The organism is Prescottella soli (genome assembly GCF_040024445.1).
GTDB lineage: Bacteria > Actinomycetota > Actinomycetes > Mycobacteriales > Mycobacteriaceae > Prescottella > Prescottella soli.
Window position 1 is genome coordinate 3,139,077 of sequence record NZ_CP157276.1, and the last position, 12,913, is coordinate 3,151,989.

At 69.4% G+C, this 12,913-nt stretch carries 7 protein-coding genes and 1 pseudogene; 4 read left to right on the top strand and 4 right to left on the bottom strand.

Annotation, left to right across the window (positions count from 1 at the left end; genetic code table 11):
• Positions 1 to 27: 27 nt before the first annotated feature.
• Complete coding sequence (gene car / locus ABI214_RS14660) at positions 28 to 3,534, bottom strand: carboxylic acid reductase (protein WP_348603255.1); 3,507 nt, start codon at positions 3,532 to 3,534, stop codon at positions 28 to 30.
• 157 nt (positions 3,535 to 3,691) lie between these two features.
• Between car and ABI214_RS14665 the strand changes: the two genes are divergently transcribed.
• Positions 3,692 to 5,446 carry a cutinase family protein gene (locus ABI214_RS14665; RefSeq protein WP_348603256.1) on the top strand — a complete coding sequence of 585 codons (1,755 nt, stop codon included), beginning with the start codon at positions 3,692 to 3,694 and terminating at the stop codon, positions 5,444 to 5,446.
• Positions 5,447 to 5,482: 36 nt separating this feature from the next.
• Here ABI214_RS14665 and ABI214_RS14670 read toward each other — a convergent pair whose 3' ends face one another.
• Both ABI214_RS14670 and ABI214_RS14675 read right to left on the bottom strand, forming a co-directional pair.
• A complete protein-coding gene (locus ABI214_RS14670; protein ID WP_348603257.1) occupies positions 5,483 to 5,713 on the bottom strand; it encodes a hypothetical protein in 231 nt (76 codons plus the stop codon).
• 362 nt (positions 5,714 to 6,075) lie between these two features.
• Positions 6,076 to 8,425 (bottom strand): annotated as a pseudogene (locus ABI214_RS14675) (heavy metal translocating P-type ATPase).
• 263 nt (positions 8,426 to 8,688) lie between these two features.
• Here ABI214_RS14675 and ABI214_RS14680 point away from each other — a divergent pair.
• The 3 genes from ABI214_RS14680 to ABI214_RS14690 are packed head-to-tail and all read left to right on the top strand — an operon-like array spanning position 8,689 to position 11,290.
• Complete coding sequence (locus ABI214_RS14680) at positions 8,689 to 9,369, top strand: hypothetical protein (protein ID WP_348603258.1); 681 nt, start codon at positions 8,689 to 8,691, stop codon at positions 9,367 to 9,369.
• Complete coding sequence (locus ABI214_RS14685) at positions 9,369 to 10,553, top strand: PrsW family intramembrane metalloprotease (RefSeq protein ID WP_348603259.1); 1,185 nt, start codon at positions 9,369 to 9,371, stop codon at positions 10,551 to 10,553. Before ABI214_RS14680 ends, ABI214_RS14685 begins: the two co-directional genes overlap by 1 nt.
• Before the next feature lie 44 nt (positions 10,554 to 10,597).
• A complete protein-coding gene (locus ABI214_RS14690) occupies positions 10,598 to 11,290 on the top strand; it encodes a TIGR00266 family protein (RefSeq protein ID WP_348603260.1) in 693 nt (230 codons plus the stop codon).
• 10 nt (positions 11,291 to 11,300) lie between these two features.
• On the opposite strand, the gene ABI214_RS14695 is transcribed toward ABI214_RS14690, so the two are convergent.
• Positions 11,301 to 12,827, bottom strand: coding sequence for a flavin-containing monooxygenase (locus ABI214_RS14695; RefSeq protein ID WP_348603261.1), 1,527 nt, complete (start codon positions 12,825 to 12,827; stop codon positions 11,301 to 11,303).
• Between the last annotated feature and the right edge of the window lie 86 nt (positions 12,828 to 12,913).

The window sequence follows — 12,913 nt, forward strand, 5'->3', positions numbered from 1 at the left end:
GGCCGCGCCGGTGCCGGTTTCGCACGATCAGAGCAGATTCAGGCGTCTCAGGTCGGCGACGTACTTGTCGATCAGCGGGGACGTCACGTGCGGGACGTCCGACGTCGCGCCGATCCCGGCGGATTGCACCGCGGCACGGAACCTCTCGGTGGACATCTGCCCACCCGCGGTCGGCGGTGCCGGAACGGCGTACGCGTTCAGCAACGGGAGGACCGAGTTCCGCCGCTGCTCCTCGGGCAGCGACTCGATCGCCGACCGGAATCGGCGCAGCCATTCGTCGTAGTCGTCGATCCGTTCGATGTTCTGTCCCGACTCGATCAGCCAGTCGACGATCAGGTCCAGCGAGATGCCGTCGTCGTGCGTGTTGAGCACGTTGTAGGTGTGGTAGCCGGTGGTGGCGCCGGCGCCGAGCGTGGTGACGGCCTCGGCCGTGAAGTCGGCGGGCAGCCCGTCGTAGTGTGCCCGCTGCCGGTTGCCGTCGGCGTCGAGTCGGTAGAACGAGCGCGGCGCGAGACCGGTGGCCACGACGCTCAACAGGAGACGGGTGAACATGTCGGGCACGTTGAGCTGCCCGGCGTAGTGCGTGTGCGCGAGAATCATGTCGGATCGGAACACCGCGACGGGCAGCCCACACAGGTCGTGGGCATCGCGGAGCAGCACCTCACCGGCCCACTTGCTGGTCGCGTAACCGTTCGCGTACGAATCGTCCAGCGGCCGCACCGGACTCGCCTGCCGGACGTCGTCGTCCTCGGTCATCGATCCGCCGCCGGGGAGGGCGGCCACCGCGACGGTCGAGATGTAGGTGACGGGCTTGAGTCTCGTCGTGATCGCCAGTTTCACGATCTCGGCGGTGCCGACCACGTTGGGGCCGAACAGTTGGCTGTAGGGCAGCACGTGGTTCACCAGCGCCGCGCAGTGCACGATCAGGTCCAACGATCGTGCGAGGCGATCCCATGTCGATCCGTCGAGTCCCAGGTCCGCCTCGGCCAGGTCCCCCGCGAGTACCTCGAGGTGGCGGTCGGCGAGTTCCCGGAAGTGCGCCGACAGTTCGGCGTCGCCGCTGTCGATCGCGTCCTCGATGCGTCGCCGGGCAGCCTCCGCGTCGGCGCCGCGCGCGATGCAGATCAGCGTGCCGCCACTGTGCGCGAGGCGCTCGAGCCACGACAGGCACAGGAAGCGACCGAGATACCCGTTGGCGCCGGTCATCAGGACGGTCTGCACGGTGCCGGTCGGTGCCGGCAGGGCGGGCGCGGCGGTCAGCGTCGCGGTGTCGATGAACTTGCCGAGCTCGAGGTCGTCGGCGCGGGCCAGTTCGGCGTCGCGGCCGTGGACCGACGCGAACGTGGGACGGGTGGACGCCGAACGGCGTTCGCGGTCCACGTAGTTCGCGATGGATGCCAGATTCGCGGTGGGGCCGACGATGGTCTGCACCGGCACCTCCACCTGGAACACCTGCCCCAGCAGGGTGGCGAACGAGAACGCCGACAACGAATCTCCGCCCAGGTCGACGAATCGGACGTCGTCGGACAACTCCGACGACATCGGCAGCCCCAGCGTGACGGCCGCGGCCCGCCGCACCGTCGTGAGGGTGGGGAGGGTTGCGGCTTCGGCCCGCAGCCGGTCCAGTTCGGCACCCTGGCCCTCGGTGATCTCGGCGTACATGTGCTCGAGCCGCTCCCCGTAGCGGGCCTTCAACGCCGGTCGCAGCAGCTTGCCGACGCCCGAGAGCAGCCCGTTCGCGCGGCTGAACGGTTCGGATTCGATCAGGAAGTCCCGCGGGATCTCGTACGGGTTCAGGGCGTGGTCCTCCGCCACCTGCCGCATCTCGTCGGCGATCAGGGTGTGCAGATCGCGTTCCGCGGCATCGGGATTGGGCACGATCACGGCGAGCAGGAAGGAGTGTTCGCTGTTCCCGTAGAGGAAGATCTGCCGGACGTGCGGGCAGGTCGCGTAGGTGGCCTCGAGTGCCGACACCGCCACGAACTCGCCCTGCGAGAGCTTGATGACGTTGTTCCTCCGGTCGAGGTAGACCAGGTGGTCCGGCGCGACCTCCGCCATGATGTCGCCGGTGCGGTAGAAGCCGTCCGGATCGAAGATGTCCGCCGACATCTCGGGATGCTTGTAGTAGCCGGGAATCAGGTTGGCGGACTTGACCAGTAGCTCGCCACGCGGGTACGGACGATCGGTGGTGCGGTACTCGAGTTCGGGAACGTCCACGAGCTTGTACTCGGTCACCGGTGGGCGCAGGATCGTGCCGTTGCGCATCACTCCCCCGCTGGTCTCGGTCGCCCCGTAGCCGTCGGCGACCGGGATGCCGAGGGTGGACTCGACGAAGTCGCGCATGTCGGTGGACAGCGGCGCACTGCCGCACAGCGCCGCGAGCACCCGTCCCCCCAGTACGTCGTCGCGCAGAGCGTGTTTCACGCTGTCGGCATCGTCTTCATCGGCGTGCCGCCGGTCCAGTTCGCTGCGGTAGCGGCGAAAGATCATGTCGCACACGCGCGGAACGAGGTTGAGGGCCGTCGGCCGCACCAGCGAGAGGTCGTCGAACAGCGTGGACATGTCGCTGCGGGCGGCGAAGTAGCCGGTCCCGCCGGACGCCAGCGTGGTGATCAGCCAGCCGAGCCCGAAGACGTGGCTGAGGGGCATGTACTGCAGGTGGATCGCGGGCAGGCGGCCGTCGACGTCCTCGGTGGGGCTGGACGGGCGCAGCCACAGCCGCGTCATCATGTCGGCCGTGTACATCGCGCCCTTCGGGGTGCCCGTGCTGCCCGACGTGTAGATCAGCGACGCCAGGGGGTCGTCGCCCGGGGATGCGACGAAGGCGGGCACCTCGGGGAGGGCGCGGCCGGTGCCGAGGTCGTGGGAGAGCGACCCGACCTCCACCGTGCGGCCCGCGTAGGTGAGGCGGGCCCGCGCGGCCTCGTAGTGTTCGCGTTGCTCGTCGTCCCCGTCGTCGTAGTCGAACACCACCAGGCGTCCGATGGACGGCGCATCGATCGCTACGTCGACGGCGGTATCGATCGAGTCGATCCCGGCGGCGAGGATCCGCGGTGACGTCTCGGCGACGATCGGCGCCAGCTGCCCAGCCGGCGCGCTGCTCTGCAACGGGACGAACACCGCACCCAGGTGCAGACAGGTCAGGTAGATCAGCGCGTAGTCGACGCTGGTGAAGCCCAACACCGCCACGAAGTCGCCGGGCTCGATCCCCGCGTCGATGTGCCAGGCACTGGTCAGCGCCGAGACACGATCGTGCAACTCCTGATAGGTGATCGTGTCGAAGCTGGGGAGCAGGCTGGTGGTCGTATGACCGCTCGCGTCCCGTGTCAGTGTGTGCGCGCGCTGCCCCAGCGCGGGCCGGCCCGCGTAGCCGTGGAGGTAGGTGTCCACCACCTCGGTCAGCCGCAGCCCCGGTCTGTGCGCGGCGGTCGCCACCTCGGGCGACGGTGCTGCCGCCCGGAATTGGGGATCGGTCGCGTAGAGCTCGCTGACGCGTCCGGCAAAACGCTCGTCTCGGGAAGTCTGTGTGGTCATGGCCGTCCTCCGAACGCCATTATCCTCCGCCGCTACACCCGTCCGGGAGCTCTCGATGTAACGCGGCCACGCGGCCGTCCGACGTCAGTGGTGACGTGACGCGTGGTACGGGGGGTCTGTCCACGCGTCTTCCGTGAGTCGGGTTTGGGGAGTGGACATGACTATTCGCGGTTTCTTCGAACGGCATCGGATAGCGGCACGGGTGATCACCCCGGCCGCGATGGGGGTGGCGCTGCTGGTGGCTCTGACATGGGCGCTGTGGTCGGCGCCGCCACGCACCATCGACACCGAACTGACGGCGTCGACCGCCGACTGCCACGACATGGTCACCCTCTCGATCGCCGGCCGCGGCGACACGCCCCGCCCGGGCACCACGAAGATGGTGGTCGACGCCAACGGCCGCGAACTGCCTGCCGCCTCGGCGGACGACTACGTCAGCACATGGATCGACCAGGCGTCCAGCGCGCCGCTCAAGGCCGTCGCGCCGGGCTCGTACGCCGCGATGTACATCGCCTACCCGGCGGACATGTCGAGCTACGAGGACTCGGTGAACACCGGGGTGGCGAACGCCGAATCGGTGATGCGGGCGATTCGGGCGTCGTGCCCGGACACGAAGTTCGCGATCGTCGGATACAGCGAGGGCGCCGACGTCGCCCGCCGGGTCGCCATGAACGTCGGCCACCAGGAGGTGGGCGCGGACGGTGGCTACGGCCTCGTGGATCCGGCCAACGTCGTCGGTGTCGTCATCCTCGCCGACGCCGGCCGCGCCGCCGGCCAGGGGCCGTTCCCGGGCTCGAAGAACCCGTTCACCAACCCGGACGGATTCGACCTGAAGTACCAGAACGGCAAGAACCCCGTCCCGGGTCAGGGTGCGCTGCCGGACACCGGCGGTTCCGACTTCGGTGCCCTCGCCGGTCGAGTGGCGTCGTTCTGCTCGGACGGCGATCTCACCTGTGCGGCGCCGCAGAACATCTCGCTGCTGCAGCTGGTCGTGAACGTGGGCCGGCAGCTGAACATCGATGCGCTCGAGCGTGAGCAGCTGACCCCGGCGACCGGCATGGACGTCGCAACGGTCCTGTCCCGCATCGCGCTCGATGCGTTCGCGACGATCCAGTCGAAGCCCGACTGGATGCAGAGCGACCAGACGTTCATGGACGTGCTGCTCGAGGTGTCGGACCCGTCGTACCAGCGTCCGACTGCGACGCCGACCGCGACACCGACCACGTCGCCGACGAGCGCGCCGGGTACGAGTCCGGTTTCGGGTGAGGCGGATTCGATCTCGACGGACAAGATGTCGCCGCTCGCGTACCTGCCGCAGAAGCTGTTCAAGGAGATCGTCGGCCTCGTCGTGACGAACCAGAACACCATCCCGGTCATCATGAGCGACCCGTACCAGCTGACGCTGGCCCGCGATGTCGGGCACCACTTCGACTACTGGCGCGACGCCGACACGGCGAACGGCAGGCCGCTGACCTCCGCCGACTACGCCGCCGCGTGGCTGACGCACCTCGCGAAGCAGGCCCAGGCCGGACAGAAGGTGGATCCGACGGCGAAGCTGACCTCGGCCGAACTGTCCACCGCGCTGAGCGAGGTCACCGCCTCCTCCGCCGCGCCGTCGTCCGCTCCGGCAGCGTCGACCGCACCGTCCGCCGGTCCGTCGTCGCAGCCCGCCACCGAAGCTGCGGCGGGAACATCCGGGCCCACCGCGACCGTGTCGCCGACCTCCGCATCCCCCACCCCGGCAGCGCCGGCGGACGCTGCGACGTCGGCGGTCACCGGGACGACGGACACGCCGAGCGCACCGGAGACGACGTCGCCCCAGGCTGATTCGTCCGCCGCGGCGGCGCGCACCACCACCGCGGTGCCGACGACGACCCCCACGACGACCGTCACGCCGGCACCGCGCCGATAGGGCGGTCGATCCGACCGGCACGCAGGCCCCGGCCGCTCACTCCCGAGCGGCCGGGGCCTCCGCGACGGTGACCAACCCACCGTGCGTGGACTCGTCGAACGCCATCAGCGCCACCGACAGATGCAACGGCTTCCACTCGCCGTCGAGGCCCCGGAAGGCGCAGCGTTCCGCTGTTTCCGTAAGTGGCCCTTCGACATTGCCGGACAGGGCCAGGACGACCCCGGGCTGCGCCAACTGGATCGCCAACTCGCCGAACGTGAACGACACGTCGCCGAGACGCGATACGCGATGACCGGGAACATCTTTCACGAGAACGGATGACCACCGGGCGCTATGGGGTGGCTGCAGGAAACCCCGAGGGGCACGCGATTTGCACTGTAAGCCACGGATCGGGGCCAGGCAACAACCGCGGCGTGTCGGAACGGGCGGAGGCCCGGACGGTGGCGTCGGAAGGGGTCCGGCGCCACCGTCCGGCCACGGCCCACCAGGTCGGGGGTCCGGGGGACCGTGGTCGCCGGCCGGACGGGCCGGCCAGCAATCCGAACGCTAGTTGGGTTCCCGGCGGGGGTGTAGGGGGATTTGCCCCGTCCCGGGACTTGCGCCGCCGTGGGGCTTCCCCTATCGACGCGTCAGGTGTTCGACGCGGGGTCCGACTCGGGCGCGAGGGTGAAATAGTTCTCCTCCTCCTGCACGAAGTGCAGACGCAGCAGGGCGTGCAGGCCGTACAGGCACGCGAGGAGGTCGTCGACCTGGTCGGCGGCGATCCTGCCGGCCGCGTCGGCCCGGGCCAGGTGGCTGCGCAGCCGTCGGGCGAGACGATCGATCTCGGCGTGCATGCGGCTCATCGTCGCGGTGGCCTCGGCGTTGCCCAGCGGCGTCGCCAGCGCCGGGTACAGCTCGCGGTCCTCGGCCTCCTCGTGCGGCAGCAGGGTGTCGAACAGGAACGCGTCGACGCGGCGCAGTGCGTCTCGTGCCGCGGGCCGGTCGCCGGTCGCGAGGAGGTCCGCGGTGTCCCGCAGGATCGAGAGCTGGTCGCGCAGTTCGTCGTGCTCGGCGGAGAACCGGTGCAGCATCGCCTCCGTGTCCTCCGGCAGCGGGATCTCCTCCGCGCGGTCGCCGCGCAGCGCGCGCAGCGCATTGAGGATCACCGCGACGTCGATGCCCTCCTGCAGCAGCGCACCGGCCGCGGGCGGCAGCAGCCCGAACGCCGCGAAGCCCATGGCCACCAACGACAGTCCCATCCCGACGGTGGCGCTCTGGACCGCGATCCGGCGGGAGCGTCGCGCGATCGCCATCGCGTCCGCCAGGTGGTCGAGCCGGTCGGTGGTGAGCACGACGTCCGCCGCCTCCGACGTGGCCGTCGAACCGCGGGCGCCCATCGCGACGCCGACGGTGGCCGCCGACAGCGCGGGCGCGTCGTTGACGCCGTCACCGACCATCACGGTGACGGCCCGGTCGCGTTCGGCGCGGACTCCCGCCACCTTGTCGGCCGGGGTCTGTTCGGCGTGGACGTCGTCCAGGCCGAGGACGGATCCGATCTCCTCGGCGGGCTCGCGCCGGTCCCCGGTGAGCATGACCAGCCGGTTCAGCCCGGCCGCGCGGAGGCGCCGCAGCGTGCGGGACGCGTCGCGTCGCACCGGGTCGATCAGCAGGATCGCCCCGGCGATGGCGCCGTCGACGGTCACCCACGCGATCGCGGCACCGTCGAGCGCGGCCCGACCGTGCGCGGACCGCGCCCAGCCGGGAGCGTCGTCGGGCAGGGCGAGGGTGCCGACGGTGACGCGGTGGCCGTCGACGGTGGCGGTGACGCCGGTTCCGGCCTCCTCGTCCACGTCCGTCGGCAGGGACAGCGCGAGGCCCTGCATCCTGGCCTCCTGCACGATCGCGTCGGCCAGCACGTGCGGGGACACCTGGTCGGCCGACGCGGCCAGGCGCAGCACCTCGGCGGCGTCGCCGTCGGGCGCGGTGAGCACGTCCGTCCCGGTGGGGCGGCCGGTGGTGAGGGTGCCGGTCTTGTCCATCACCAACGTGGTTGCATGGCCGAGGTTCTCGAGCGCGCCGCCGCTGCGGATCACGACGCCCAGACGTGATGCCCGCGAGAGCCCGGACACGATGGCGACCGGCGCGGCCAGCAGCAGCGGGCACGGCGTCGCGACGACGAGCACCGCCACGGCACGGGTCGCCGAACCGCTGAAAAGCCAAGCGGCGCCGGCCACGGCGAGCGCGAGGGGCAGGAACCAGGCCGCGATGCGGTCCGCGACCCGCACCACCGGAGCGCTCTCCGCGGCGGCGTCGCGCGCCAACCGCACGATGCCCGCAATACGTGCTCCCTTCGGCAGTGGCGCGCGCCTGCATCTCGAAGGCCGTGCCGGCGTTGACGATTCCGCTGAGGACGGCCTCGCCGCGGCGGCGTTGCACGGCCAACGGCTCGCCGGTGAGGACGGATTCGTCCAGCACGGCCGACTCGGAGGTGACCCAGCCGTCGACGGGCACCACCTCGCCCGGCCCGACGACGAGGGCGTCGCCGGCCGCGACGTCGTCGAGCGGAACGGTTTCCACGTTGTCGCCGATCCGGCGCCGTGCGGTGCGCGGGGCATGGTCGAGCAGCGACCGTAGATCCTTCGTCGCGCGTCGCTCCGCGGCGGCGTCGAGCGCCTGCCCGGTGGCGAGCATGACGCCGATGAGCGCTCCGGCGAGATACTCGCCCACCGCCAGCGTGCCGACCAGGGAGAGCACCGCGATGAGGTCCACGCCGACCCGGCGACGGCGGAGTGCGTCGATCACCCACCAGGTCGCGGGCACGATCGCGACGACCGTCCCGGCGATCCAGCACGCGTCGGCGACGTCGTGTGCGTCGGCGAGCCACGCGATCCCGCCGCCGACGAGGGCGGCGAGCGTGACCGCCAACAGGGCGGGCTCCTTCAGGCGGCGCAGCAGTGCGCGCCGCCGGGATCGTGCATCGGGCGGCACATCCACCATGACGCTCCCCTGTCCTCGCGGGTGTCACCCGACGGTACCGCGCGACGTACGACCCGCTCCCGACCTCCGCGCGGATCCGATCGCGCTTTCGGACCGGTCTTTCCGGTCTGCCGATCCGCCACATCTCCGGCGAGTCCGGCTGATTCGACGCGCCGGAAGGCGGATCACGCGTTACTTTCGGAGTGTCCGATTCGGCCCGGCGTTCGGGGAGCACGATGAGAGATCAGCGTGATGTGGTGACGACCGAGGCGTGTGATGTCACAGTGGATGACGACTTTCCCTCTCACAGCTCAGAGTCCGCCCGCGCAGCGGGCGGTCAGTTCGATCCCGGCGACCGGTGGGTGCCGGTCGATCGCCGGTGGCTCGGCCTCGACCGCCGGACGATCGCACCGGCGCTGGTGGTGCTGGCGCTCGCTCTGCTCATGGGCAGCGTGCTGCCCTGGATCAACGAATCGACCCCCTACGACGACAAGGTCGTGGCCGGCGACGTCATGGAGGTCAGGGGCGGGGTGACGTTCGTTCCGACGACCGGATGGGGCGTCACGGACGGCGTGCGGGCCGGTCATCGCCCGGTGAGCGGGTCGTACCCCGACAGTGCGACGGTCGTGGACGGCGGCTTCTCCTTCACGATCCGGACTGCACCGTTCACCGGGGACGCGAGTTCCCTTCTCGAGCAGATCCGGACGACGACCAATGCCCTGAACGGGGGCCAGGGGTTCCAGGTCACCGGCGACCCGGTCGACATCACCACGGGCAGCGGTGATCGTGGTGTCACCGCGAGATTCCAGGGCAACCGCTCGGACGGCATGATCGCGGCCTTCGTCTTCGGTGATCTCGGCGTCGAGGTCGTCGCGTACGGGCCGTCGGACGTCACCGACAACCCCGCGGCCGAGGTCGCCGCGATGGTCGCCAGTATCAAGCACTCGACCGAGGAGAAGCCCTGATGGTCGGTACCGCAACGGAACTCGACGCCCGGCGGGTGGACGCTATCGAGGAGTCCGGCTGGAGTCGATCGTTCACCTTCTACCAGCCCCGCAACCTCGCGTTCTGGAGTTACCTCCTGCTCGTCCTGACGGGGACCGCCACCTTCGTCTCGATGCTGACGAGTCGCTACGACGCCTACGCCGAGGCGATCACGGTCTCGGTGATCATGTTCGCCCTCTACGGTGCGGTGTTCTGGTGGTTCACCCAGCACATCGACCGATACGCGCGTCAGCCCGCCAAACTGATGGTGGTGGCCTTCGTGTGGGGCGGACTGGCCGCGACGTGGGCGATGGCGGCGCACGCCAACGATGCGATTCGCACCCTGTATGCCAAGGCATTCGGTCAGGCATGGTCGTTCGACTGGGGTGCCGGTCTCGCCGCTCCGTTCACGGAGGAGATCGCGAAGGGGGCCGGCCTCGTCCTGCTGATCGCGATGGCTCCGCGACTGGTCCGCACGGCTTTCGACGGCTTCATCCTGGGTGCCTTCATCGGACTCGGATTCCAGATCGTCGAGGACATCGCATACGCGATGACATCGGCCGGTTCCCAGTTCGGAGCAAACCAGGTGGAGGCGGCGATGGGCACCATCGTCATGCGAATGTTGTTCGGAGTGGCCGCCCACATCCTGTACAGCGCGGTGTTCTGCGCCGGAGTGGTCTATCTCCTGGGCAGACCCGCCGAGCCGCGAAGGGTTGGCCGCGGACTGGCGCTGATGGCGAGTGCGATGCTCCTGCACGGGTTGTGGGATTCGATCGGCGCACTCACCCGCGGGAACACCGCGTTCACGTTCCTGATGCTGGCGCTGATCATCATCGTCGCGCTGGTGCTGGTGACCCGGGTGTTCACGATGACGGTCGCCCGGGAGCGCGGCTTCCTGCACGACATCATGGCTCCGGAGGTCGCCCGCGGCGTCGTCACCGAAGAGGAGCTGCGGGCGATATGCGGAGACCGCAAGGCGCGCAGGAAGTTCCGAAAGTCCGTGCCCGGCCGCAGGGAACGCAACCGCCGCGGATACGTGCTCGACGCGGAGTTCGACCTCGCCGACGAGCTCGCGACGGCGCACGGCGCCGACACCGATCGGGTGGAGTTCGCGCGCAACGAGGTTGCCCGCATCCGCGCCGGGGTACCGTCCCCGGCCGTCTGACCGCCAGGCCCCGCGGGGGCGCACCCGAGCTCCGAAAGGTATCCATGAAAACCGAGATCAGCTGTGGGCCGGCATTCGCGCTCGCCGAGATCAGTGTTCCCGCCGGAGGATCCGTCCGCGTCGAGGCCGGAGCGATGGCGATGATGCGGGGCGACATCGCGATCACCACGTCGACCCGGGGCGGATTCATGAAGGGTCTCCGGCGTTCCCTGGGCGGATCGAGCTTCTTCGTCAACGATTTCAGCAGCGAGGGTGGCGGTGTCGTCGCCGTCGCCGGTGCGCTTCCGGGGGACATCGTCGAGACCACGCTCGACGGTGGGACGGCGCTACTGGTCCAGTCCGGCTGCTGGATCGCGTCGGACGCAACCGTCGACGTCGACTCCAAGTGGGGCGGGAGCAAGGGCTTCTTCAGCGGGGCCGGGCTGGTCCTGTTGCGGTGCAGCGGCAACGGCGAGATCCTGCTGTCCAGTTACGGCGCCATCCGGCCGGTGACGCTCGCGCCGGGCGAGACCATGACCCTCGACACCGGCCACGTGGTCGCGTTCGACGAGACGGTCCAGTACCGCATCCGCAAGGCCGGCGGGTGGAAGTCGATGATCCTCGGTGGCGAGGGCATCGTCACCGAGTTCACCGGACCGGGCCGCGTGTGGATGCAGACCCGGAGTGCGACGGACCTGGTGGACTGGCTGCGTGCGAGGATGCCGTCGAACAACGGCAGTACCAGCAGCAACGGCTGAGCTGGCCGGGTCAGTCGGTCCCCCTCGGCGCCTTCGGCTGGACGTTCGCGAAGGTCAAGGTGCCGTCGTTGACAGGAGCGTCCCGCAGGACCGAGACATCCTTGTAGTAGTCCGTGTTCAGGGTCCACGGGTCTTCGGTGCCGGCCCGCGGCAACCGCTCCTGTGCCCGCTGGACGTATCCGGAGGTGAGAGCGAACAGCGGCTGGGTCTTCATGTCCGGACGTTGATTCTCGGCGACTGCCACCGTCGCACCGTGACGATCCATCGTGGTCAGCAACCGACACAGATAGCCTGCGACGAGGTCGAGCTTGAGGGTCCAGGGGGCATTGGCGTAGCCGATGGCGAACGAGAAGTTCGGGATGTCCGACAGCATCGTTCCCTTGAACATCACCTGTTTCGTGATGTCGACGGGTTCGCCGTCGAGGCGTAGTTCGATGCCGCCGAGTGCGAGCAGGTCGAGTCCTGTCGCAGTGATGATGATGTCTGCGTCGAGGTGTTCACCGGAGGCGAGTTGGATCCCGGTCTCCGTGAAGGTCTCGATCGTGTCGGTGACGACCGACGCCTTGCCCCCGCGAATCACCGCGAACAGGTCCCCGCCCGGCACGATGCACAAGCGTTGGTCCCAGGGGGCGTAGCGGGGATTGAAGTGGGTGTCGACGTCGAAGTCCGCGGGCAGCCGCCGCTTGTTGAGCCAGCGGATCATGGCCCGGAACTGGTTCGGGAAGCGGCGCGCCAACCTGTAGATCCAGACGTTCAGCGCGATGTTCTTCTTCCGCGCGATCCGATAGCCACGTTCGTCGCCGAGGACGCGGCGGAAGGTCTCGGCGAGCGTGTCTTCCACCGGCAGCGGCAGGACGTATGACGGCGACCGCTGGAGCATCGTGACGTGCGCGGTGGCGGCGGCCATCGCCGGGATCAAGGTGACGGCGGTGGCTCCGGAACCGATGACGACCACCCGCTTGCCGACGTAGTCGAGATCCGCGGGCCAGTGCTGCGGATGCACGATCTGTCCCGCGAAACGCTCGGCTCCGGGGAACTTGGGCGTGTGGCCCTTGTCGTAGTTGTAGTAGCCGCTCGCGCAGAAGAGCCAGTTCGCCGTGTACGTGACGGTCTCGGGTCCGTCACCGACGCGGGCGGTGACCGTCCAGCGCGCCTCACCCAACGCCCAGTTGGCGCGAATCACCCTGTGGTTGTAGCGGATACGACGCTCGACGTCGTACTCGCGGGCGGTCTCGCGGATGTAGTCGAGGATGTCGGCGGCCGGTGCGAGCGCCTTGCGGCCCCTCCACGGTTTGAAGTCGTACCCGTAGGTCTGCACGTCGGAGTCGGTCCGTGTCCCGGGATAGCGGAACAGGTCCCACGTGCCCCCGGACGCGGTGCGGGCCTCGAGAATCAGTAACGACCGTTCGGGGTGTTCGCGGCGGAGTCGAGCCGCGACCCCGATTCCGGACAGACCGGCGCCGACGATGAGGACATCGACGTGCTCAGGTCCGGCTGCGTCGATCCCGTTCGGGCCGGAAGGGTGATCGATGCTCATCGGATCCTCCAGGGGGAGGTGAACGACTGCTGTATTGCACGGTATCTCGAAGGGCGTCGCGGCGCGACAATCTCGAACAGCTGTCG

Coding starts and splice junctions, on each gene's coding strand:
- car (WP_348603255.1), bottom strand. CDS start 3,534: ATGACCACACAGACTTCCCGAGACGAGCGTTTTGCCGGACGCGTCAGC.
- ABI214_RS14665 (WP_348603256.1), top strand. CDS start 3,692: ATGACTATTCGCGGTTTCTTCGAACGGCATCGGATAGCGGCACGGGTG.
- ABI214_RS14685 (WP_348603259.1), top strand. CDS start 9,369: ATGGTCGGTACCGCAACGGAACTCGACGCCCGGCGGGTGGACGCTATC.
- ABI214_RS14690 (WP_348603260.1), top strand. CDS start 10,598: ATGAAAACCGAGATCAGCTGTGGGCCGGCATTCGCGCTCGCCGAGATC.
- ABI214_RS14695 (WP_348603261.1), bottom strand. CDS start 12,827: ATGAGCATCGATCACCCTTCCGGCCCGAACGGGATCGACGCAGCCGGA.